Genomic DNA, 22,799 nt, shown 5'->3' on the forward strand with positions numbered 1-22,799 from the left:
AACGACGGGGCGGGTGGGGGCGGTGGTGCAGCCGGCCAGCAGGGCGGCTGCGAGGCAGAGGGCGATGCGCATCGCCGGATTATGCCGAGCGCCGCTTCGACTGCGGCACCGGTTGCGCCTGAAATCATCCATCGCTATATCCGCATGAAGCGATTGACTTACGGAAATGAAGCTGGCAACCTGCGTGCATCCATCGAGACCGGCGGAGGGGCAGGCCCTTTGATGCCGGGGCAACCTGATGGGATCCGCGCGTCGCGCGGCGTCCATCGCGGTGCCAAGTCCTGCGGGGACCTGTGTGTCCACCGGAAGATGGTGATGCGGTACCGGCGTATGCGCCGGTGTCGTGTTCCGCCGACAGGCGACTTCCGGTGATTCCCGCGCGACGCGATGGCCCCGTCCATCCGGAATCCCGTGCCATGAGTCTCGTCGACACCGCCTACCGCCCAGAACCCGCGCCCGACACGGCGTACGTGCCCGCGCTTGCTGCCGATGCGCCGATCGCCTGCGACGTCATGCGGGGCAGCCTCGACGTGCAGCTCGTCACCCGGCACGCCGGCATGCGTCCGGTCACGCTGCGGTATCAGCTGCAGGGCCCGGTATCGGCGCCAGTGGTGTTCGTCGCCGGTGGGATCTCCGCGCACCGGCATCTGGCGTCGAACGCCGCGCATGCCGAAGCCGGCTGGCTGGAAGAACTGGTCGCCCCGGGCCGCACGCTCGATCCGGCGCAGCTGCGCCTGCTGGCCTTCGACTTCGTCGGCGCCGATGGCGCGCTCGATGCGCCGATCGATACGACCGACCAGGCCGATGCGATCGCTGTGCTGCTCGACGCGCTGGGCATCGCCCGCCTGCACGCCTTCGTCGGCTACTCCTACGGCGCGCTGGTCGGGCTGCAGTTCGCGGCGCGCTATGCGGACCGCGTGCAGCGGCTGGTCGCGGTCAGCGGTGCGCATCGCGCGCATCCCTATGCCGCTGCATGGCGCGCGCTGCAGCGGCAGGCGGTCGCGCTGGGCCAGTTGCAATGCGCCGATGCGCAGGGCCTGTCGCTGGCGCGCCAGTTCGCGATGCTCAGCTACCGCACGCCGGAAGAATTCGCCGAGCGTTTCGACGCCGCGCCGGAAGTCGTCAACGGCCGCGTGCGCGTCGCCGCCGAGGACTATCTCGACGCTGCCGGCGCGCGTTACGTCTCGCGCACGCCGGTTACCGCGTGGCTGCGCCTGTCGGAATCCATCGATCTGCACCGTGTCGATCCGCGCGACATCCGCGTGCCGACGACCGTCGTCGCCGTCGAAGGCGACCGGCTCGTGCCGCTGGCCGATGCGGTGACGCTGCTCGAAGGCCTGGGGCGCAGCGGCCAGCTGCGCGTGCTGCGCTCGCAGTATGGCCACGACGCCTTCCTCAAGGAAACCGACCGCATCGACGCACTGCTCGCGACCGGGCTGCGCGGCCCCACTTCCGGAGAACCCGCATGAGCCTCCACGCCCCGACCGACACCCCCTGCCAGCCTGCGACCCGCGCCGTGCGCGCCGGCATCGACCGCGATCCGGCCTACGGCGCAGTGACCCCGCCGATCGTGCTGTCGAGCAACTTCAGCTTCGCCGGTTTCGGCGAGAAGCGGCAGTACGACTACACCCGCAGCGGCAACCCCACGCGTGATCTGCTGGGCGACGCGCTGGCCGGACTCGAAGGCGGCGCGGGCGGCGTGATCACATCGACCGGCATGGCCGCGATCACGCTGGTGCTCCATGCGCTGCTCTCGCCGGGCGATCGTCTGGTCGTGCCGCACGATGCCTACGGCGGCAGCTGGCGCCTGTTCGATGCGCTGGCACGCAAGGGCCACTTCGAACTCGTCACCGCCGATCTGACCGATCCGCGCAGCCTCGCCGACGCACTGGCCACGCAGCCCAAGCTGGTGCTTGTGGAGACGCCATCGAACCCGCTGCTGCGCATCACCGATCTGCGTTTCGTCATCGAGGCCGCGCACCGCGCCGGCGCGATGGCGGTGGTCGACAACACCTTCCTGTCCCCGGCGCTGCAGCGCCCGATCGAATTCGGCGCCGATGTGGTGCTGCATTCGACGACGAAATACATCAACGGCCACAGCGACGTGGTCGGTGGCGCGGTGATCGCACGCGACGCCGAGCTGCATGCGCAGCTCGCCTGGTGGGCGAACGCGCTGGGCATCACCGGCTCGCCCTTCGACAGCTTCCTGACCCTGCGCGGCCTGCGCACGCTGGATGCGCGCCTGCGCGTGCATCAGGAAAACACGGCCGGCGTGGTCGCGCTGCTCGACGCCCATCCGGCGGTCGCACGCGTCCACTATCCGGGGCTGGTCGATCATCCGGGCCATGCGATCGCTGCGCGCCAGCAGACGGGCTTCGGCGCGATGCTGTCCTTCGAACTCGCTGGGGCGCCCGGTGTGGCGCAGGAAGATGTGGTGCGCGCATTCGTCGCCGGCCTCCAGGAGTTCACGCTGGCCGAGTCGCTGGGCGGTGTGGAGAGTCTGATCGCGCATCCTGCGACGATGACGCACGCGGCGATGACGCCGGCGGCGCGCGCTGCGGCCGGTATCTCCGACGGTCTGCTGCGCCTGTCGGTCGGCATCGAAGCGCTGGACGATCTGCTGATCGACATCGAGGCCGGCTTGGCCCGCGTCGCGGCCGTGCTGGACGCGGCGACGCGCCCGTCGCGCGCAGGCGTCGAAGCATGAGCAGCGTCGTGCAATTGCGGCAGGGGCGCCGCACGCAACCGCGTCCTGCGCGTCTTGCCTTGCTGGGCACCGGTACGGTCGGCTCGGCGTTCGTCGAACGCTATACACGACTCGCCGCGCAGGACGTGGCGCTGCCCGAGGTGGCATGGCTGTGCAATTCGCGCACCCAGGTGGTCGGTGGCGAAGACCTGCATGCAGCGCTTGCGCAGGCCCGTGCGGCGGCGCGGCGGCGCGATGGATTCCCGCCGTGGGCCGAAGGCGAAAGCCCGAAGCCGGGCGACATCATCGTCGACGCGACCGCGAGCGAAACCGTTGCCGACTGGCATCCCGAATGGCTGACCCGCGGCGTGCACGTGGTCACCGCGAACAAGCTCGGCACCGGCGGTGATCTAGGCCGCGCCTTGTCGATCGGTGATGCGCGCGCGATCGGCGGCCGCTACGGCGACAGTGCAACAGTGGGCGCCGGCTTGCCGCTGTTGCGCAGCCTGCGCGCGCTGATCGACGGCGGCGACCGCATCCACGCGATCGAAGGTGTGCTGTCGGGCTCGCTGGCCTGGCTGTTCTCGCATCACGACGGCAGCCAGCCGTTCTCCGCGCTGGTGCGCCAGGCGAGTGCGGCGGGTTATACCGAGCCGGATCCGCGCGTCGATCTGTCAGGCGAGGATGTGCGCCGCAAGTTGCTGATCCTCGCGCGCGCCGCCGGCATCGCATTGCCCGCGCATGAAGTCGTTGTCGAATCGCTGGTGCCCGACGTGCTCACGCGCGCCGCGGATGCGGACGTCGATCAGGCGCTGGCCGCAATCGACGACACACTCGAAGCACGTCGTGCGGAGGCCGCCGCAAAGGGTGAGCGTCTGTGTTTCGTCGGGCGTTTCGACGCCGAGGGCGCACGCGTGGGACTGCGCGCGTTGCCGGTCGGCCATCCGCTGTGCGCGGGCAACGGCACCGACAACCGCGTCGCGATCCACAGCGATCGCTACAGTGCGCAGCCGCTGGTGATCCAGGGGCCGGGCGCCGGTGCGGAAGTCACGGCGGCAGCGTTGCTCGACGATGTGCTGGCGATCAGCCACGCGCAAGTGAGCTGACGGAAGGTCGCGTCGGGGCTCACGGACTGGGGCGAACCCTAGATCGGGTGCGCCCCGATGTCGAAGGCGCTGCGCACGGGCTGGAATGGCGTCATCCAGATTCCATCCAGCCGGGGCCCACCATGACCGACACCCTCAGCATCTCCGTCTCGCTCAGCGTCAGCGGCCAGCTGCCGGCCGTGCAGAGCGCCGCCAGCACGCAGCGCACCGCCGACGGCCGCGTGCAGTTCGAAAACGAGAACTACCGCATCACCGCCGGCGACAACGACGAAGTCATCGTCTTCAACAAGGGCACCGGCGAGAATTACCGGATCTGGGGCGACCCGCACGTCGAGATCGACGGCAAGCACGCCTTCGATTTCTGGGGCCAGACGACGTTCCAGCTCGACGACGGCACCAAGGTCACCATCGAGACCACGCCGTGGGCGCAGGGCGGCAACGGCGCGACGGTCGCGTCCGTCGTGACGATTACCGATGGCGACTACGGCGTGCAGATCAGTGGCGTGGACAGCAACACCCATGGCGATCTGTCGTTCCAGGAATTCGCCGGCGGTGGCCGCGTCCTCGACGCCGCGGTGCGCGACGGCAATGTGCTGCTGGAGAACGAGAATGGCAGCGGCTTCATCGCGGTCGACCGGAATGGCAACCTCCAGAACGTCGACCAGGCCTTCATCCTGGCGACCGACGAACTGAAGAACGGCGGGCCGGATTTCCTCGCCCACTTTGCCGAAATCTTCTCGTTCTTCACCGGTCTGATGGCGATCAGCTTCAACGGCGGCCTCGCGCTCGGCAACGACAACGCCCATCGCGATCCCGAGCCGACCGCCCAGCCGGCGGTGCCGTGGCAGTTCAGCCTGACGCTGTCGATCAGCGCCTGAGCCCTCGCATCGTCACGACCGGCGTGCCGCGGTTGCGGTACGCCGTTGTCGTTGGAATCAATTGAAGGGCAGGCGTCGGATGTCGCGCCACGCCATCTGCGCCGCGCACGCCTGCCGGTCGCTCAGCACTCGATGACGTTGACCGCCAGACCGCCGCGCGAGGTTTCCTTGTACTTGTCGCGCATGTCGCGGCCGGTGTCGCGCATCGTGCGGATCACCTTGTCGAGGCTGACCTTGTGCTTGCCGTCGCCGCGGAAGGCCATGCGCGAGGCGTTGATCGCCTTGACGGCGCCCATCGCATTGCGTTCGATACAGGGAATCTGCACCAGCCCGCCGATGGGGTCGCAGGTCAGGCCGAGGTTGTGTTCCATGCCGATCTCGGCCGCGTTCTCGATCTGGCTCGGCGTACCGCCGAGCGCGGCGGTCAGGCCGGCGGCGGCCATCGAGCAGGCCACGCCCACCTCGCCCTGACAGCCGACTTCCGCGCCCGAGATGCTGGCGTTCTCCTTGTAGAGGATGCCGACGGCGGACGCGGTGAGCAGGAAATCGAAGATGCCCTGCTCGGTGGAGTTGGGGCAGAAGCGGTCGTAGTAGTGCAGCACCGCGGGCAGGATGCCGGCCGCGCCATTGGTCGGCGCGGTGACGACGCGGCCGCCGGCGGCGTTCTCCTCGTTGACGGCGAGCGCGTAGAGGTTCACCCAGTCGAGCACGGTCAGCGGATCGCGCATGCCGGCTTCGGGCTTGGATGAGAGTTCGGCGTGGAGCGCCGGCGCGCGCCGGGTGACGTGCAGGCCCCCGGGCAGGGTGCCGGTCTGGCGAATGCCGCGCGCGACGCAGGACTGCATCGCCGCCCACAGTTCGCGCAGGCCGTCGCGGATCTCGTCCTCGCTGCGCCAGACCTTCTCGTTCTCCAGCATCAGCTTTGCGATGCTCAGGCCGTGCGTGTTCGCCTGCGCGATCAGCTCGTCGCCGCTCGAAAACGGATAGGGCACGTCGGTGGTGTCGGCGACGATGCGGTCTTCGGCCGCCTCGTCCTCGTTGACCACGAAGCCGCCGCCCACCGAGTAGTAGTCGCGGGTCGCGATGACCGCGCCGTCGGCGTCATACGCGGTGAAGCGCATGCCGTTGGTGTGGAAGGGCAGCTTCTGGCGCTTGTTCATCACCAGATCGGATTTTTCGTCGAACGCGATCTCGTGCGTGCCGCCCAGACGGATGCGCTTGTCGCCGCGGATGCGCGTCAGCGCGTCGGGAATGATGTCCGGATCGATCCGGTTCGGCATGTGGCCTTCGAGCCCCATCATCACCGCCTTGTCAGTGCCGTGGCCGCGGCCGGTCAGGGCCAGCGAACCGAACACTTCGGCGCGCACGCGGACGACATCGCCCAGCCGTCCGGGGCCTTCGAGCCAGCGGCGCACGAAGCGCGCGCCCGCGCGCATCGGCCCGACGGTGTGCGAGGAACTCGGCCCGATGCCGATCTTGTAGAGGTCGAACGTGCTGACTGCCATGTGGCTATTCTACGGCCCGCGCCTGCATCCAGGCCTGCCGCGACGCGACATGACCGCACCGACCCTCATCCTGTACCAGCGCGACGACTGCCACCTGTGCGATCTGGCCCTGGATGTGCTCGCCAACGCCGGCGTGCCGGCGTTCGACAGCGTCTTCATCGACGAGGATCCGGCGCTCGAGGACCGCTACGGCATGCGCGTGCCGGTGCTGCGCGACGATCGTGATGGACGCGAACTCGACTGGCCCTTCGATGCCGACGCGGCGCGGCGCTGGCTGCACCGCTGACCGCGTCGCGCGGATTCACCTGGCCGGCTGCAGATACACCCGGGTGCTGACCGCGATTTCGTTGGGAATCGTGCCGGTATCGGCCCAGTCGCCGCCGCCGACGCCGAAGTCGAGACGGCGCACCGTGGCGCGGCCCGACAGCAGCGGACGTGCGCCGTCGGTCCAGGTGAAGGTCAGGGTCACCGGCTTGCGCACGCCGCGCAGTTCCAGCGTGCCGTCGGCGGCGTACTCGCCGTTGCCGAGATCGCGGAAGCCGGTCGCGGTATAGGTGGCCTGGGCGAACTTGGACGCGTCGAAGAACGCGTCGCCGCGCATCTCGGAGTCGTAGTCCGCGTTCTGCGTGGTCGCGGTGGCGATCGGGATGGTCACCGCCAACGTGCCGGCGCCCAGGTTGGCCGGGTCGAAGCTGACCGTCGTGCGGAAGCCGGGAAAGGTGCCGGAGAACGTCTCGCCCTGGTACTTGCCGGCGAACGCCAGCGAGGAACCGGGCGCCTGCACGTAGTCGGCGGCGAGGGCGGGCAGGGCGAGCGCGGCGGCCAGCGCGCCGAAGGCGAGGGTACGGGAGAGGCGCATGTCGTCAGTCCTGCAGCGGAGAGGTCGGGGTACGGCGGCGCAGCCAGCCACGCGGCAGCATGCGCGCCAGCGTGTCGTCACGCTGGATGAGGTGGTGATACAAAGCCGCGGCGGCGTGCAGCAGGGCCAGCCCGACCAGCGTCCAGAACAGCAGTTCGTGCGCATTCCCGGCCAGCGCGCGCAAATCCGCATCGCGCGTCACCAGTGGCGGCAGATTGAACAGCTTGAACCACTGCAACGGGTAGCCGGCGGCGGAATTGAAGGTCCAGCCGCTGAGCGGCATCGCGAACAGCAGGCCGTAGAGCAGCCAGTGCGTGAGCGAGGCGATCCGGTCCTGCCACCGCGGCGTGCCGGGCACCGGGCGCGGGGCGCCGGCGTACAGGCGCCACAGCACGCGCAGCGTGGCGAACGCCAGGATCGTCAGGCCCAGCGACTTGTGCAGCGCGTAGATCTCGATCTTGGTCGGACTGTTGCGCATGCCCTCCATGACCAGCCCGAGGGTGCCGGTGGTCAGGATCAGCGCCACGACCAGCCAGTGCAGTCCCTGGCTGACCCCACCCCAGCGGTCGGGCGGATTGCGCAGCGTCATGGCGTCGGCTCTGTCGGCGGGGCTGCCGGTGTCTCGTCGGCAGGCGCGTCGGACGCCGGCACCTCGGCATCGGGCGCGTCGTCCCCGGCATCCGCATCGTCATCTGCATCCGCAGCGCCGCGACTGCGCGAGGCTTCCACTTCGAGTCGCAGTTCGACGCTGTCGCCGATCACCGACTTCCACGCATCGATGCCGAACTCGGCGCGGGACAGCGTCGCGGTGGCCGAGAAGCCCACGGTGCGACGGAACGGCGGCAGCGGATAGCGCTTGAGTCCGTTGAGCACGACCTGCAATGCGACCTCGCGGGTTTCGCCGCGCAGGGTCAGATCGCCGTACACGGTCGCGCGCTGGGCGTCGACCGGTTCGACCCGGGTGGAGACGAAGGTCGCGATCGGGTGCCGTTCGGCGTCGAGCAGATTGCGCGCGAGCGTCGCCTCGTTCCACTTCGCATCGCCGAGGTCGACGCGGGTCATCGGGATCGAGACGTCCACGCGCGCGGCGCGCCAGTCGTCTGGATCGAACACGATCGTGCCGGTACTGCCCGAGACCGTTCCGATCGCCTTCGAGAAACCGGCGTGGTCGATCGCGAACTGGACGCGGGTGTGGACCGGGTCGAGCGCGTATTGCGCCGGCGCGGCAAGCGCGGGCGCCGTGCCGAGCAGCAGGAAGGCGGGGAGCAGGAACTGGCGCGGCAGTCGCATCGGCGTGTCCGGAAGGCCGCGGGGCGGTCGTTCGTCCCGATTCTAGGCGCGGGGCGCCGGTCCGGCGCAACTTGCGGTGACAACGCAGCGTTGCGAGGATGCCGGTCGGAACGCGCGGCCACCGCGCGGCAGTGGGTTCGGGGAGCGGGATGCGGCTTGCAGGGATGATGCTGGTGGGGTGGCTGTGCAGCCTGTGGGCCGGCGCCGTGTGGGCGCAGGGCGTGGCGGAGACCGCCAGCATTCCGCAGCCGCGGCAGATCGGTGTGCTCGATGGGCTGCCGTCCAATCGCGTGAACGCCATCGCCGAGGACCAGCAGGGCTATCTGTGGATCGCCACGCGCGATGGGCTGGCGCGGTATGACGGCGTGGGATTCCGCGTCTGGCGCGTCGAGGACGGGCTCGGCGACAACTACGTGTGGACGGTGCACGTCGATGCGCAGGATCGCGTCTGGGTCGGCACACGGCGCGGGGGCCTGACGATGCTCGACGCCGGCCGCACCACCTTCACCCACTTCAACCACGACACCCATCCCGAAATCGGTGTCGACGATGTCTGGGCCGTGACGTCGACGTCGGACGGCACGATCTGGTTCGGGACGTCCGAGTCGGGGCTCTACCGGCTTGCGCCCGACAACCGCCTGCAGCGCTTCGAATCGGATCCGGACGATCCGCGCAGCCTGCCGTCCAATGGTGTCGGCCACATCGTGCCGACGATCGACGGTCTGTTGTGGGTCGGCACCAAGAACGGCGTCGCGCGCTGGACCGGTCGCGATTTCGAGCCGGTGCGGATGCCGGCGCGTGCATCGAGATTCGTCAACGGTCTGGTGTCTGATCCGGACGGCGACCTGTGGATCGGTCTGCAGGGGAGCGGCGCGGTACGTCGCGCGAACGGCGACGTGGAGATGATGCGGGAGGTCGATCCGGTCCTGCAGGCGCCGGTGCTGCACATGCTGGTCGAGGATCGCCAGGGCGCGCAGTGGTTCGATACGCGCAGCGGGCTCGCGCGTGAAATCAACGGCCGCATCGAGGATGTGCCGCTCTACAGTTTCGCGAGCCGTGGACCGGTGCGCCCCGCCTGGTCGTCGGCGTTCCAGGATCGCGAAGGCGGCCTGTGGTTCGCGAGCACGGACGCCGGTCTGTGGTACCTGCCGGCGAACTGGCGCAACTTCACGGTGCTGCAGCGGCGCGTCTCCGATCCGGGAACACCGGCCAACGCCTTCGTGCACGGCGTCGCGCGCGCGGCAGACGGCGGTTTCTGGCTGGTCGGCAACGGCGGCGTGCTCGACCATCTCGATCCGGTTACGGGGGTCATCCAGCACCGCCTGACCCAGGTGTGCGGCAGCGAAGCGAACCGCAGCGTGCACGAGACCCGTGCCGGCATCGTCTGGATCGGCTGTTTCCGGCAACTCGTGCGGTTCGATCCGTCTTCCGGACAGATACGACGCTGGCACAAGCGGGGTCTGGTGGATCCGTCGCCCGAAGGCCAGCACGTCGACAGCATCGTCGAGCAGCGCGACGGCACCGTCTGGTTCGCCAGCGATCTCGATATCCAGGCGCGCACGCCCGATGGCCGCGTCATCGAATCCATCCAGGCGGGCGATGGTCGTGGCATCCCGGAACGCGTCAGGCCGATGACCATCGCGGCATCGCCTGACGGAGGGCTGTGGCTCGCCACCACGCGCGGTGTCTACCTGTGGTCTGCCGGGGAGCGCCGGTTCGCGCCCGTGCCCGGCGGTCCGCAACGGACCACCGGTGCGCTGGTCTGGCAAGGCGCGGATACCGTGTGGCTGGCCGGCCCGGAACGGCTGGAGGCCTACCACTGGGACGGCGCGCAGCTCGCGCTGCTGCGCGCGTTCGATCATGACGACGGGCTGCCGCAGGTGATGCCCGGCGGCATCGGTGTGGATGCCAAGGGTGTCCTGTGGATCACGACCCCGCGCGGGCTCGTCCGTTTCGACCCCGATACCGCGCGCGCCCGCATCTACGGCGTGCGCGACGGGCTGCCCAGCCAGGAGTTCGGCGAACAGCAGATCGGCGTCTCCCGTGACGGGCACTTCGCAGCAGGAACCGGTGAAGGGCTGCTGCTCTTCCATCCTGCACACGTGCACCGGCGGGAGGAGACGCCGCCGCTGGTGATCGAATCGATCGACGTGCGTCGTGGAGACGACGGGTTCGACCTGCCGACCCGGGGCGCGATCCGGCTGCGCCACGGGGACCGCGACCTGCGCGTGGTGGCGCGGCTGTTGTCGTTCACCGATGCGCACACCCATCACTACCGGTTCCGCCTCGTCGGTTACGAGTCGGACTGGGTCAACGCGGATGCGCAAGCCGCGCGGGTGTTCCCGCGGCTGGAGCCGGGCCGCTACACCCTGCTCGTCGAGGCACGCACGGAAGACGGCGAGTGGACCGCGCTCAGGCCCCTGGTGATCCAGCAGGCACCGCCCTGGTGGCGCACGCCCTGGACGATGCTCGCCGCGCTCGTGATCGCCGTGCTGAGTGTCTGGCGCATTGCCCACGTCTATCGCAAACGCCTGAAGCGCCGGCACGCCTGGCAGCTCGCCGAGGACAAGCGCGAGATGGCCGAGCAGGCATCGCAGGCCAAGACCCGGTTCCTGGCCACACTGGGCCACGAGGTGCGCACGCCGATGACCGGCGTGCTCGGCATGAGCGAATTGCTGCTCGACACACCGCTGGATGCGCGGCAGCGCGGCTATGCCGAATCCATCCGCCGCGCCGGCGACCACCTGATGCGGCTGGTCAACGATGCGCTCGACCTGGCGCGCATCGAAGCGGGCCGGCTGGAGCTCGACGCGCAGCCGTTCGAGGTGGCGCGCCTGGTGCAGGACGTGGTGGCGTTGTGCGCACCGATGGCGCGCCAGAAGTCGCTGGCGTTCGATACGGTGATTGATGCCGGCGTGCCCGAGTGGTTGCATGGAGATCCCGGACGTGTCCGGCAGATCCTGCTGAACCTGCTCGGCAACGCGGTCAAGTTCACCGAACGCGGCCACGTGACGCTGCAGGTGACGACGGATGCAGCCGGCGCGCTGGTATGCGTGGTGCGCGACACCGGTCCCGGGCTGAGCCCGGAGCAGCGCGAGCGCCTGTTCCGACGCTTCGAGCAGGCCGAGGGCGTGCGCACCGCGTCGCGCTACGGCGGCAGTGGCCTGGGCCTGGCGATCAGCCAGGAACTGTCGGCGGCCATGGGCGGGCACATCGATGTCGACAGCACGCTGGGCATCGGCACCGAGTTCCGTGTCGTGTTGCCGCTGCCCGCGGTGAATGATCCGCCCGGCCCGCGTGCGGACATGCATGTCGGCCAGATCACGTCGGCGGTGGGGCTGGAAATCCTGCTGGTGGAAGACGACCAGACGGTCGCGGAGGTCATCTCGGGACTGCTGGCGCTGCAGGGGCACGAGGTCGTGCACGTCATGCACGGGCTCGCTGCGTTGTCGGAGATCGCCACCCGCACCTTCGATCTCGCGCTGCTGGACCTTGATCTGCCCGGCGTCGACGGTTTGACGCTGGCCGGCATGATGCGCGCGCACGGGTTCGTCCAGCCGATGGTGGCGGTCACCGCCCGCGCCGATGCGCAGGCCGAGGCCGCCGCGCGTGCGGCCGGGTTCGACGGCTTCCTGCGCAAGCCGCTGACCGGCGAAATGCTCTCCGACATCCTCGCTTGGAGCTGGCGCCCCACGCGCGACGACGACGAGCCCGAAGCCGGGCTCTGAGGGCGCGCGCCTGCGCACGTGCACCCGGCGCTGAACGGCGCGCGCGGTGCCGCACGGGCGTCTCAGCCATCGCGACGGCCTGGCAGCAGGCTTGGCGCCTCGTGCACAAGCCCGCCACCAGACTGCGCCCCATGGCCGCCGCATCCGAAGATCTGATCCAGCTGCGCCCGGAAGGGCTGTATTGCCCGGCCGGCGATTTCCATATCGACCCGTGGCGACCGGTGCCGCGCGCAGTGATCACCCACGGCCACGGCGACCACGCCCGGACCGGCATGGGCGCGTATCACACGACCCGGATCGGGCTGCCGATCCTCGAATGGCGGCTCGGCGAGCAGATCTACGCCGCGCACGAATACGGCGCGCCGTTCCAGATGGGCCGTGCCACCGTGTCGCTGCATCCGGCCGGACACGTGTTGGGTTCGGCGCAGGTGCGGGTGGAGGTCGACGGCGAGGTCTGGGTGGCATCGGGCGATTACAAGCGCCAGCACGATCCCACCTGCGATCCCTTCGAGGTCGTGCGCTGCGACACCTTCATCACCGAGGCGACGTTCGGCCTGCCCGTCTACCGCTGGCCGGACACGTCCGAAGTCGCGCGCGACATCGTCGCCTGGCGTGACCGCTGCGCCGAACGCGGCGAAGCGGCGATTCTCTACTGCTATGCGCTCGGCAAGGCGCAGCGGGTGCTGGCGGAGCTCGCGGTGCATACCGATGAACCGGTCCTGCTGCATGGCGCGGTGGCCAATGGCGTGGAGGTGTACCGCCGCGCCGGCGTGCCGATGATCGACACCGTGCCGGTGTCGGAGTCCGACAAGGCTGCCGAGTTCGCCGGCAAGCTGGTGCTGGCACCGCCGTCGGCCGCGGGCAGTTCCTGGATCCGCCGCTTCCGCCGGGCGCAGCAGGGCTTCGCGTCGGGCTGGATGCAGATCCGCGGCAACCGGCGCCGGCGCAACTACGACCGCGGCTTCGTGGTGTCCGACCACGCCGACTGGCCGGACCTGATGCGCACCGTGCGCGAGACCGGCGCGTCGCGGGTGATCGCCACGCACGGCAACACCGACGCGATCATCCGCGCACTCAACGAGGATGGCATCGCGGCCGAAGCGTTCCGGACGGATTTCGGGGGTGAGGAGTGAAACCGCTTCGCAGGGCCCCCGCCGCGTCGGCACGATCGGCATGAAGCGCTTCGCCCAGCTCTACCGCGAACTCGACCAGAGCACCGCCACCCTCGACAAGCGCGCCGCGCTGATCCGCTATTTCCGCGAGGCGCCGCCGCGCGATGCGGCGTGGGCGCTGTATCTGCTGTCGGGCGGCAAGGTCGCCAGTGCGCGCAAGAAAATCGCCAACACACGCGAGTTGCGCGAATGGATCGCGGTCGAGTCCGGCACGCCGGACTGGCTGGTCGACGACAGTTACGACCAGGTTGGCGATCTGGGCGAGACACTGGCGTTGCTGCTCGACGATCCCGCCGAGGCCGCGCCCGACATGGCGCTGGCTGACTGGATCGAAACCCGGCTGTTGCCGATCGCCAACCAGGACGTCGAACGGCGGCGCGCAGTCATCGTCGAGGCCTGGCGGACCTTGCGCTTCGACGAGCGGCTGCTGTTCAACAAGCTGCTGACCGGCGCGCTGCGCGTGGGCGTGTCGCAGCGGCTGGTGCAGCAGGCGCTGGCCGAACTGACCGGCATCGATATCGCGCGGCTCGCCCAGCGCATGCTCGGCAACTGGGCGCCGACGCCCGAGTTCCTGCGCGATCTGCTGACCGTCGAAGAGCTGCCCGGTGATCGTCAGCAGCCGTATCCGTTTTTTCTCGCCTCGCCGCTGGAGTCGGCCCTGCGCGCCGAGGCGGGCCTGCCCGAAGCCGCGCCCGCCGAAGACGGCGAAGCGCAGATCGCACCCGACATCGTCGCGCTCGCCAACGACCCCGATGCGGTGGCGCGTGCGCTCGGGCCGATCGACGACTGGCTGCTGGAATGGAAGTGGGACGGGATCCGCCTGCAGCTGTTGCGTCGCGATGGCGAGGTCGCGCTGTGGTCGCGCGGCGAGGAACGGCTGGATGGACGTTTCCCCGAAATCGAAGCGGCCGCACTGTCGCTGCCCGACGGCGTCGTGCTCGACGGCGAACTGCTCGCGTGGCGCGAGGACGAGGCGGCGCCGCTGCCCTTCACCGCACTGCAGACGCGCATCCAGCGTCTCAAGCCGGGTCCGAAGACGCTGGCCGACACGCCGGTGCGGCTGCAGGTCTACGACCTGCTCGAACGCGACGGCGAAGACTGGCGCACGCGGCCGCAGCACGAGCGCCGCGCCGCGCTGGAGACGCTGGTCGCGGCGCACGGCGATCCGCGCATCGTGGTGTCGCCCCGTGTCGACGTCGCGGACTGGGCGGCGGCGGCGCAGTTGCGCGGGCAGGCACGCGACCGCGGCGTCGAAGGTCTGATGCTCAAGCGCGCCGATGCGGCGTACCAGGCCGGTCGCCGCCGGGGTGACTGGTGGAAGTGGAAGATCGATCCGTTGACCATCGATGCGGTGCTGCTCTACGCGCAGGCTGGCCACGGCCGTCGCAGCACGCTCTACACCGACTACACGTTCGGGCTCTGGGACGGCGACAGCCTGGTGCCCGTCGCCAAGGCCTACTCGGGTCTCGACGACAGCGAGATCCTCGCGCTCGACAAGTGGATCCGCAGCCACACGCTGGAACGTTTCGGCCCGGTGCGCTCGGTGAAGGCGCACCACGTGTTCGAACTGGGCTTCGAGGCAGTGAACGTGTCGAAGCGGCACAAGTCCGGTATCGCGGTGCGGTTCCCGCGCATCCTGCGCTGGCGCCAGGACAAGCCGATGGCGGAGGCCGACCGTCTGGACACGTTGAAGGCGCTGGCGCGATGACGCCACGCGCCACGCGCACGCGTGCCTCCGGACCCGCAGCGGCGTCGCAGCAGCACGTCGCGACGCCGACGGGCAAGCGCCTGCGCGGCCCGGACGCGCCGATGCGCGCCTGGTTCGAGGCGCAGGGCTGGACCGCGGCGCCGTTCCAGCGCGAGGTGTGGAAACGCTATCTGGCGGGCGAGTCCGGTCTGCTGCAGACGCCGACCGGCAGCGGCAAGACGCTGGCCGCGATCGGCGGTCCGCTGCTCGAAGCGCTGGCCTCCACGCCGCGCGCCGCAGTGCCCGCGACGCCGCGCAAGCGGCCGGCGCCGCGTCCGCCCGGCAGTCTCAAGGTGCTGTGGATCACGCCGCTGCGCGCGTTGGCCGTCGACACGACCCGCGCCTTGCGTGCGCCGATCGAAGCGCTCGGTCTGGACTGGGTGGTCGCGATGCGCACCGGCGATGCCAGCGCCCGCGACCGGCGCTTGGCGCGCAGCGGGCAGGCCGACGTGCTGGTCACCACGCCCGAATCGCTGTCGCTGCTGCTCTCGTATGCCGACACGGCGCCGCAACTGGCGCAGCTGCAATGCGTCGTCGTCGACGAATGGCACGAACTGCTCGGCAACAAGCGGGGCGTGCTGCTGCAGCTCGCGCTCGCGCGGCTGCGTCGTCTCAATCCCGCGCTGCGGATCTGGGGCGTCTCGGCGACGCTCGGCAATCTGGATGAGGCGCGCGATGCGCTGCTGCCGCACCTGCCCGACGCACCCCTGGTCGCAGGCGTCGCGCCCAAGCGCTTCACGCTCGACACCCTGCTGCCGGGCGAGGACGAGCGCTTTCCGTGGGGCGGCCATCTCGGCCTGGCGCAATTGCCGCGTGTCCTCGAACGGCTGATGGCCGAGCGCACAAGCCTGCTGTTCGCCAACACCCGCTCGCAGGCCGAGTTGTGGCATCGCGCGCTCAGCGCGGTCTGGCCGGAAGCGCCGGAGACCCTGGCGCTGCACCACGGCTCGCTGGATCCGAAACTGCGCGCCGCGGCCGAGGACGGTTTGCGCGACGGCAGCATCCGCTGCGTGGTCGCGACGTCCAGTCTCGATCTGGGCGTGGATTTCCCCGCCGTCGACCAGGTGCTGCAGATCGGCAGCCCCAAGGGCGTGTCGCGTCTGCTGCAGCGTGCCGGCCGCGCGCGGCATCGTCCCGGCGAGGCCGGGCATGTGGTCTGCGTGCCGACGCATGCGCTGGAACTCGTGGAATACGCCGCTGCGCGCGCGGCAGTCGCGGCCGGCACCATCGAATCGCGGCCGCCACCGGTGCTCAGCCTCGACGTGCTGGCCCAGCACTGCGTGACGCTGGCACTGGGCGGCGGGTTCGAGGCCGAGGCACTGCTGGACGAAGTCCGCGACACCCATGCCTTCCGCACGCTCGACGCTGCCGCCTGGCGTGCGGTGATCGACTTCGTGGTGCAGGGCGGTACCGCGCTGGCGCACTACCCGGATTTCCGCCGTGTGGTGCGTGGCGAGGACGGCGTCTATCGCGTGGAGGACCGGCGCATCGCGCTGCGACACCGCCTGTCGATCGGCACCATCGCCAGCGACGGCTCGGTGCGGGTGAAGCTGATGCGCGGCGGCGGCCTGGGCTCGGTGGAAGAGAGTTTCATCGGCCGGTTGCGGCCGCGCGACAGGTTCCAGTTCGCCGGGCGCACGCTGGAACTGGTGCGGCTGGAAGACATGACCGCCTACGTGCGCGTGGCGAAATCCGGCAGCGGTACCGTGCCCAAGTGGTCGGGCGGCCGCATGGCGTTGTCGGGCACGCTGGCGCACGAAGTGGAGCGCCTGTTCGAAGCGCCGCGCGACGTGCCGGAACTGCGGTCGATCGGGCGCCTGCTCGATCTGCAGCAGCGGCTCTCCGCTTTGCCCGCGCCGGGCCGCCTGCTGGTGGAGTGGATCCATGTGCGCGGCGGCCGGCATCTGTTCCTGTATCCCTTCGCAGGTCGACAGGTCCACGAAGGCCTTGCCGCGCTGTGGTCGCTGCGCTGGGGGCGCCGCCATCCGAACAGTTTCACGTTCGCGGCCAACGACTACGGCCTGGTGCTGTCGCCGGCGCAGGAAGTCGAGCTCGACGGGGACGACATCGCCGCGTTGCTGACGCCGGACGCCCTGCTCGAGGATCTGCGCGAAAGCCTCAACCTCGCCGAACTCGCGCGTCGGCAGTTCCGCGACATCGCCCGCGTCGCCGGGCTGCTGCCACCGTCGCTGCCCGGACGTGCGCCACGTTCGATGCGGCAGTTGCAGGCGTCCAGCGGGCTGCTGTTCGACGTGCTGCGCCGCCACGACCCCGACCACATGCTGCTGGCGCTGGCCGAGCGCGAGGTATTCGCTGCCCAGCTCGAAGTCGTGCGCCTGCGCGAGACGCTGGAGGACTGCAGCGGTCGCACACTCGCATTGCACGCGCTGAAGACCTTTACGCCGATGTCCTTCCCGCTGTGGGCGGAGTCGCTGCGCGGCCAGCTCAGTACCGAGGACTGGCGCACGCGCGTGCAGCGTGCGGCCGCGCAACTCGAGAAACGCAATCGTGGTTGAGGCGTCGGTACCCGGCAGTCTCGTGATCGAGGTGGCCGGCGAAGCGCTGGTGCTGCTGCCGGGGCGCGCGCTGTGGTGGCCGCGCAGATCACTGCTGGCGATCGCGGACCTGCACCTGGGCAAGGGTGATCATTTCCGCCGCGCCGGCATCGCGCTGCCCAGCGGCGGCACCGCACACGATCTGCAGCAGCTCGACGGCCTGCTGGCATCGACCCGCGCCGCGCGCCTGCTGGTGCTGGGCGATCTGCTGCATGCGGCGGTCCACGATGCGCCCTGGCGCGACGCGTGGACGCACTGGCGCAGCGGACGCGCCGCGCTGTCGGTCGAACTCGTCAGCGGCAACCACGACCGGGCCTTGCGCGCGCGCCCAGGGCTGGCGGACGGGTTGGGCATCCATGTCCACGGTGCGGCGCTCGCGTTCGATCCCTTCGTGTTCGTGCACGACCCGGCCGATGTCGGCGATGCGGACGCGGGCTACCGGCTCGGTGGCCATCTGCATCCGGTGGTGCGACTGCCGGGCGTGCCGCGGCTGCCTGCATTCCGCTTCGATGCGACCTCGGGTGTGCTGCCGGCATTCACCGCGTTCGCCGGCGGCTGGCGCGTCGATCCCATGCCGGGCACCCGGCTGTTCGCGTGTGCGCCGGATGTGGTGGTGGATCTTTCCTCAGGCTGATCCGGCCGCGCGGGCGGGCGGGCGGAAAATCACGCCACAATGCCCGCCATGGATCCCGTGCCCGGCCTCGATCTCGACCAGCCGCCCTTCGACCTGCTCGACGCGCCCGGTCGCGCGCGGCTGCAGGCCAGCGTGGACATCGGCTTCCATCCGGCCGACACCACGCTCATCGAAGCGGGCCGCGCGTCGCCGCATGTCTACGTGATTCTCAAAGGTGTCGTGCACGCCTACGCGCGCGATGTCGAAGGCGTCGAGCAGCGCTTCGCCGACTACGGTCCCGGTGACGTCTTCGGCGCCTGGGCGGTCATGGCCGGCCGTGCGCGGTTGCGCTACCGCACCGCGGGCGAGTGCCTGTGCTTCCTGATTCCGGCCGAGGTGTTCCGCGCGCTGGTCGCCGGCAATCCGCGGTTCGCCGCTTACTTCAACGAGGGGCTGGCCACCAAGGGCCAGCTCTCGGTGTCGGGCGACGCGCGGCGCGAGTCCGCGGAACTGATGATCACCCGCGTCGAGGAAGCGCAGCTGGCGCCGGCGATCCACATCTCCGGCGCGCACTCGATCGCCGACGCCACCGCGCGCCTGCGCGAGGCGGGCGTGGACTGCCTGCTCGTCGACACACCGGACGTGTCCGCGCCCGGCATCGTGACCCGCACCGATCTGCTCGACGCCATCGCCTTGCAGCGGTTGCCGCTGGACGCTCCGGTGGGACCGCTCGCGAACCGGCCGCTGGTCTGCGTGGACGCGCGCGACGTGCTGTTCCAGGCGTTGATCGGCATGACCGAGCGTCGCATCGAGCGCGTCGTGGTGCGCACGCGCGACGGCGGCATTGCCGGCACGTTGGGCATGGCCGAGGTGCTGTCGCACTTCGCCAGCCACTCGCATCTGGTCAGCCTGCGGCTGGCGCGGGCGCGCAACCTGGACGAGATCACCGCCGCCGCCAGCGGCATGACCGGCCTGGTGCGCAGCCTCGCGGCGCATGGCGCGCGCATGCCGTATCTGATGGGCCTGGTCAGCGCGCTCAACGAACGGGTCATGGCGCAGGTGTTCGAGCAGGTCGTGCCGGTGGAACACCGCGACCGCATCTGCCTGCTGGTCATGGGCAGCGAAGGCCGCCGCGAGCAACTGCTCAGGACCGACCAGGACAATGCGCTGGTGCTCGCCGACGATCTCGACTGGCCCGGACTCGACGCCGCGATGGACCGCTTCAGCGCCGCGCTCGCGACGATCGGGTATCCGCCATGTCCGGGCCGGGTGATGGTCGACAACCCGCACTGGCGCATGACCACGCAGCAGTGGCAGGCGCGCGTCACGCACTGGCGTGGCCACTACGGCGGCGACGCGGCGCTGGACCTGTCGATCGCGCTCGACGCGCGGCCGATCGCCGGCAACGCCGCGTTGTTCGCGCCGGTCAAGGCGGCGCTGATGACGCTGGGACAGGACGAGATCCTGATGCATCACCTGGCGGCGGGTGCGCTGGGGTTCGGCGCGCCGCTGACGTTCTTCGGGCGGATGCGCAGTGATGCGCAGGGCGTCGATCTGAAGAAGGGCGGGATCTTTCCGGTCGTGCACGGCTTGCGGTGTCTCGCGCTGCGCCATGGCATCACCGCGACCGGCAGCCTCGAGCGCTGCGAAGCGCTGGCGGCGCTTGATGCACTGCCGGGCGACCTGGAGCGTGACCTGCCGCAGGCCCTGAACGTGTTCCAGCGCATGCGCCTGGACGCGCAGCTCGCGGCGCTGGCCGAGGGGCGCGCGGCGGACAACCACGTCGACACCGCGGGGCTGCGTCGTCTCGACCGCGAACTGCTGCGCGATGCCCTGCATGTGGTCAAGGCGTTCCGCGAACACGTGCAGCGCGTCTTCCACGTGCCGGGTTGAGCGCATGACGGCCATGCAGCGCTGGTGGTTGCGACGCCGGCATGGCGCGGGTGCCTGGCGCGGCCTGCTGCAGCGCCCGCCCCCCGACGAGTGGGTCAGCCTCGATCTGGAAACGACCGGACTCGATCCGCGGCGCGACCACATCCTGAGCCTCGCTGCGGTGCCGGTGCGCAAGGGCCGCGTGCTGCTGTCGGAGCGCTTCGAGCGGCGCGTGCGCCCCGACCGCGCATTCGACATCGCTTCCATCCGCCACCATCGCATCACGCCGGAGGAAGCCGCCGATGGCGCATCGATCACTCCGGTCGTGGCGGCCTTCCTGCAGTGGCTCGGCAGCCGCGCGCTGCTGGGCTACAACCTGCGTTTCGATCTCGCGATGCTCGCGCCGCACGTCCATGGACTGACCGGTTTCGCGCTGCCCAATCCCCGCGTCGACCTGGCCGACGCCTACGCCACGCGCGCCCGCCGCGCACGCCCGGACGTGCCGCCCGATCTCGATTTCGCCCGTATCGCCCAGGCTCTCGGCGTGCCCGTGCTCGGCCGCCACAGCGCACTCGGCGACGCCACCACGGTGGCGCTGTGCTGGCTCGCGTTGCGCGGCGAAGGCGGCTGAGCCGACGCGCCACCGGTGACGTGAGGCGCAGCGCTGACGGGCTGCCGCTTCAGACCTCGATCGCGATCGCGAAGGCCGATCAGCGAGCGCAGGTCAGCGCGCGCTGTAGCTGTGCACTTCCTCGACCAGCACGCCGACGTGGTCGGGATTCATGTCCGGCGACATGCCGTGGCCGAGGTTGAAGATGTGGCCGTCGCGCGAACCGCCGTTGCCGTCGCGGTAGCTGTCGAGCGCGTGGCGGACCTGTGCGCGGATCGCGTCGGGTGATCCGTAGAGCGTGGTCGGGTCGAGATTGCCCTGCAGGGCGACACGGCCTTCGGTACGGCGCGCGGCGTCGCCGAGTTCGATCAGCCAGTCGACGCCGACACCTTCGGCGCCGGAGCGCGAGAGGTCGTCGAGGTACGCGGCATTGCCCTTGCCGAACAGGATCAGGGGCGTGCGGTCCGCGCCGTCGCCGCGCTGCAGTTCCTGCGCGATGCGGGTCAGGTACGGCAGCGAAAATTCGCGGTACATCGCCGGGCTCAATACGCCGCCCCAGGTGTCGAACACCTGCAGCGCCTGCGCGCCGGCCGCGCGCTGCGCGGCGAGATAGGCGATCACCGCCTCGGTGTTGACCGACAGCAGCGCATGCAGCGCCTTGGGATCGTTGAGCGCCATCGCCTTGATGCGGGCGAAGTCCTTGCTGCCGCCGCCTTCGACCATGTAGCAGGCCAGCGTCCACGGGCTGCCGGAGAAGCCGATCAGCGGCACGCGGCCGTCGAGCTCGCGCCGGATCACGCGCACCGCGTCCATGACGTAGCGCAGCTCGGTTTCCATGTCCGGCACGCCGAGCCTGGCGATGCTGGCCGCGTCGCGCACCGGATGGCGGAACTTCGGACCTTCGCCTTCGACGAAGTACAGGTCCAGGCCCATCGCATCGGGAATGGTCAGGATGTCGGAGAACAGGATCGCGGCATCCAGGTCGAAGCGCGCCAGCGGCTGCAGCGTGACTTCGCAGGCGAGTTCGGGATTCTTCGCCATCGCCAGGAAGCTGCCGGCGGCCTTGCGCGATGCGCGGTACTCCGGGAGATAGCGCCCTGCCTGGCGCATCAGCCAGACGGGTGTGCGGTCGACGGGTTCGCGGCGGAGGGCGCGGAGGAAGCGGTCGTTCTTCAGGGCGGCGGACATCGGGACTTGGGGTTCCTGGTGAAGGCGGAAGCGCGCGCGGTCAGGCCGGCGCGTCGCTGCCGCGGGCGAACATGAGCTGGAAGCCGCGCTTGAGCTGCGCATCGCGCGCGGCTTCGAGCGCCTTGAGCGCGCTGGGCTGGTCGAGGAACTGGTCGCGCCGCAGCGTACTGCGGCCACCGACCTGGCCGGTCTCGCGCAGCAGCACCCAGCCACCGAGCAGATCGGGCTGCAGGGTCAGCTGCACGAAGCGCGGCGCTTCATGTCCATCGGGGTGTTGCTGCAGGAAGAGGCGCATGACGCGCGATTGTACGACCGGCCCCGTCATGGTGGCGCACGTATGATCGCGATCGACCTCCGGCAATCGGCTGCACGATGCGCATGCTCGACTTCAGTTCGTGGAACGCCACCGCGTCGACGCTGCTGGGCCTGGTGCTGTTCACCCTCGTCGCGGTGGGGATCCGCCTGGTCTTCATGCAGACCCTGCAGCGCAGGCGCGAGCGCGAGAACCGGCAGATCAACGAGCGGCTCAAGACCCTGATCGCCGCCTACAAGACGCTGGGCGGATCGTTCACCGGCGAGCTCGATGTGGACCCCCGGCATCTGCGCGAGTTGCGTCGCCTGGCGGCGGTATCGCGCGCGACGGACGCGCCGTACAGCGCAGGGCTGGACACGGAGTTCGAGTCCGATGTCGCGATCCGGCGACGGCGCGTACGCGATGCGGTCGAGGCGGCGTTGTCGGACGTGATCCTGCTCGGGACCGAGGCGCAGGTACGGCTGGCAGCGCAGGCGGCCGGTGACATGGTCGCCGGCCGCCCGGTCCGCGTATCGGCGCTGGTGGTGTCGCTGCGCAGCTTCATCCGCCAGGCGCTGGACCTCGATCCGGTGCCGCCCGATCTCGCCGTGCCCGAACAGGGGCCAGTACGCGGCGATGCGGGCGCGAAGAAAGCCGGCGCGCAGGGCGGACGTGGCGGCGGAGGCGGCGGCGTGGGG

General features: G+C 70.2%; 19 protein-coding genes and 1 riboswitch. Of the genes, 13 read left to right on the forward strand and 6 right to left on the reverse strand.

Annotation, left to right across the window (positions count from 1 at the left end; all coding sequences use genetic code 11):
- Positions 1 to 187: 187 nt before the first annotated feature.
- Positions 188 to 316: riboswitch (SAM riboswitch) on the forward strand.
- A 100-nt stretch (positions 317 to 416) separates the two neighbouring features.
- The 4 genes from CURTO8I2_RS01600 (at position 417) to CURTO8I2_RS01615 (ending at position 4,670) form a co-directional block, all read left to right on the forward strand.
- Positions 417 to 1,469: a homoserine O-succinyltransferase gene (locus tag CURTO8I2_RS01600; protein ID WP_159678117.1), complete on the forward strand. Its 1,053-nt coding sequence runs from the start codon at positions 417 to 419 to the stop codon at positions 1,467 to 1,469.
- The gene (locus CURTO8I2_RS01605; RefSeq protein ID WP_159678119.1) at positions 1,466 to 2,707 is read left to right on the forward strand and encodes an O-succinylhomoserine (thiol)-lyase; all 1,242 of its coding nucleotides are present in this window, start codon (positions 1,466 to 1,468) and stop codon (positions 2,705 to 2,707) included. The genes CURTO8I2_RS01600 and CURTO8I2_RS01605 overlap by 4 nt, the downstream gene beginning before the upstream one ends.
- On the forward strand, positions 2,704 to 3,792 hold the full coding sequence (locus tag CURTO8I2_RS01610; RefSeq protein WP_159678121.1) for a homoserine dehydrogenase: 1,089 nt from the start codon (positions 2,704 to 2,706) through the stop codon (positions 3,790 to 3,792). The genes CURTO8I2_RS01605 and CURTO8I2_RS01610 overlap by 4 nt, the downstream gene beginning before the upstream one ends.
- A gap of 122 nt (positions 3,793 to 3,914) precedes the next feature.
- Entirely contained in the window at positions 3,915 to 4,670 is a 756-nt protein-coding gene (locus tag CURTO8I2_RS01615; RefSeq protein ID WP_159678123.1) for a DUF1521 domain-containing protein, read from the forward strand.
- A 122-nt stretch (positions 4,671 to 4,792) separates the two neighbouring features.
- Here the strand turns inward: CURTO8I2_RS01615 and CURTO8I2_RS01620 are convergent, their stop codons facing one another.
- Entirely contained in the window at positions 4,793 to 6,175 is a 1,383-nt protein-coding gene (locus tag CURTO8I2_RS01620; RefSeq protein WP_159678125.1) for an L-serine ammonia-lyase, read from the reverse strand.
- Between the two features lie 49 nt (positions 6,176 to 6,224).
- Here CURTO8I2_RS01620 and CURTO8I2_RS01625 point away from each other — a divergent pair, with 49 nt between their 5' ends.
- Positions 6,225 to 6,461, forward strand: coding sequence for a glutaredoxin family protein (locus CURTO8I2_RS01625; RefSeq protein WP_159678127.1), 237 nt, complete (start codon positions 6,225 to 6,227; stop codon positions 6,459 to 6,461).
- Between the two features lie 15 nt (positions 6,462 to 6,476).
- Here the strand turns inward: CURTO8I2_RS01625 and CURTO8I2_RS01630 are convergent, their stop codons facing one another.
- The 3 genes from CURTO8I2_RS01630 to CURTO8I2_RS01640 are packed head-to-tail and all read right to left on the reverse strand — an operon-like array spanning position 6,477 to position 8,324.
- Positions 6,477 to 7,034, reverse strand: a complete 558-nt coding sequence (locus CURTO8I2_RS01630) for a YceI family protein (RefSeq protein ID WP_159678129.1) — start codon at positions 7,032 to 7,034, stop codon at positions 6,477 to 6,479.
- A 4-nt stretch (positions 7,035 to 7,038) separates the two neighbouring features.
- Positions 7,039 to 7,623, reverse strand: a complete 585-nt coding sequence (locus CURTO8I2_RS01635) for a cytochrome b (protein WP_159678130.1) — start codon at positions 7,621 to 7,623, stop codon at positions 7,039 to 7,041.
- Entirely contained in the window at positions 7,620 to 8,324 is a 705-nt protein-coding gene (locus CURTO8I2_RS01640; protein WP_159678131.1) for a YceI family protein, read from the reverse strand. Before CURTO8I2_RS01640 ends, CURTO8I2_RS01635 begins: the two co-directional genes overlap by 4 nt.
- Before the next feature lie 149 nt (positions 8,325 to 8,473).
- On the opposite strand from CURTO8I2_RS01640, the gene CURTO8I2_RS01645 reads away from it, so the two are divergent.
- From CURTO8I2_RS01645 to CURTO8I2_RS01675, 7 genes are all read left to right on the forward strand, one after another.
- A complete protein-coding gene (locus tag CURTO8I2_RS01645; RefSeq protein ID WP_236550966.1) occupies positions 8,474 to 12,052 on the forward strand; it encodes a hybrid sensor histidine kinase/response regulator in 3,579 nt (1,192 codons plus the stop codon).
- 131 nt (positions 12,053 to 12,183) lie between these two features.
- Positions 12,184 to 13,185 carry a ligase-associated DNA damage response exonuclease gene (locus tag CURTO8I2_RS01650; RefSeq protein WP_159678133.1) on the forward strand — a complete coding sequence of 334 codons (1,002 nt, stop codon included), beginning with the start codon at positions 12,184 to 12,186 and terminating at the stop codon, positions 13,183 to 13,185.
- Positions 13,186 to 13,225: 40 nt separating this feature from the next.
- Positions 13,226 to 14,932 carry a cisplatin damage response ATP-dependent DNA ligase gene (locus tag CURTO8I2_RS01655; protein ID WP_159678134.1) on the forward strand — a complete coding sequence of 569 codons (1,707 nt, stop codon included), beginning with the start codon at positions 13,226 to 13,228 and terminating at the stop codon, positions 14,930 to 14,932.
- Between the two features lie 101 nt (positions 14,933 to 15,033).
- The gene (locus CURTO8I2_RS01660) at positions 15,034 to 17,487 is read left to right on the forward strand and encodes a ligase-associated DNA damage response DEXH box helicase (RefSeq protein WP_159681499.1); all 2,454 of its coding nucleotides are present in this window, start codon (positions 15,034 to 15,036) and stop codon (positions 17,485 to 17,487) included.
- Entirely contained in the window at positions 17,480 to 18,160 is a 681-nt protein-coding gene (gene pdeM / locus CURTO8I2_RS01665) for a ligase-associated DNA damage response endonuclease PdeM (RefSeq protein ID WP_236550967.1), read from the forward strand. Before CURTO8I2_RS01660 ends, pdeM begins: the two co-directional genes overlap by 8 nt.
- 48 nt (positions 18,161 to 18,208) lie before the next feature.
- Positions 18,209 to 20,032 carry a DUF294 nucleotidyltransferase-like domain-containing protein gene (locus tag CURTO8I2_RS01670; RefSeq protein ID WP_159678136.1) on the forward strand — a complete coding sequence of 608 codons (1,824 nt, stop codon included), beginning with the start codon at positions 18,209 to 18,211 and terminating at the stop codon, positions 20,030 to 20,032.
- A 4-nt stretch (positions 20,033 to 20,036) separates the two neighbouring features.
- Positions 20,037 to 20,642 carry a 3'-5' exonuclease gene (locus tag CURTO8I2_RS01675; protein ID WP_159678137.1) on the forward strand — a complete coding sequence of 202 codons (606 nt, stop codon included), beginning with the start codon at positions 20,037 to 20,039 and terminating at the stop codon, positions 20,640 to 20,642.
- A 93-nt stretch (positions 20,643 to 20,735) separates the two neighbouring features.
- On the opposite strand, the gene hemE is transcribed toward CURTO8I2_RS01675, so the two are convergent.
- Positions 20,736 to 21,809, reverse strand: coding sequence for a uroporphyrinogen decarboxylase (hemE, locus tag CURTO8I2_RS01680; protein ID WP_159678139.1), 1,074 nt, complete (start codon positions 21,807 to 21,809; stop codon positions 20,736 to 20,738).
- 40 nt (positions 21,810 to 21,849) lie between these two features.
- Positions 21,850 to 22,104, reverse strand: a complete 255-nt coding sequence (locus tag CURTO8I2_RS01685) for a WGR domain-containing protein (protein WP_159678140.1) — start codon at positions 22,102 to 22,104, stop codon at positions 21,850 to 21,852.
- A gap of 77 nt (positions 22,105 to 22,181) precedes the next feature.
- Here CURTO8I2_RS01685 and CURTO8I2_RS01690 point away from each other — a divergent pair.
- Positions 22,182 to 22,799 (forward strand): hypothetical protein (locus CURTO8I2_RS01690; RefSeq protein ID WP_159678142.1); only part of this gene is annotated, 618 nt, incomplete at its 3' end.

This window comes from Luteimonas sp. 9C (assembly GCF_902506295.1).
GTDB lineage: Bacteria > Pseudomonadota > Gammaproteobacteria > Xanthomonadales > Xanthomonadaceae > Luteimonas.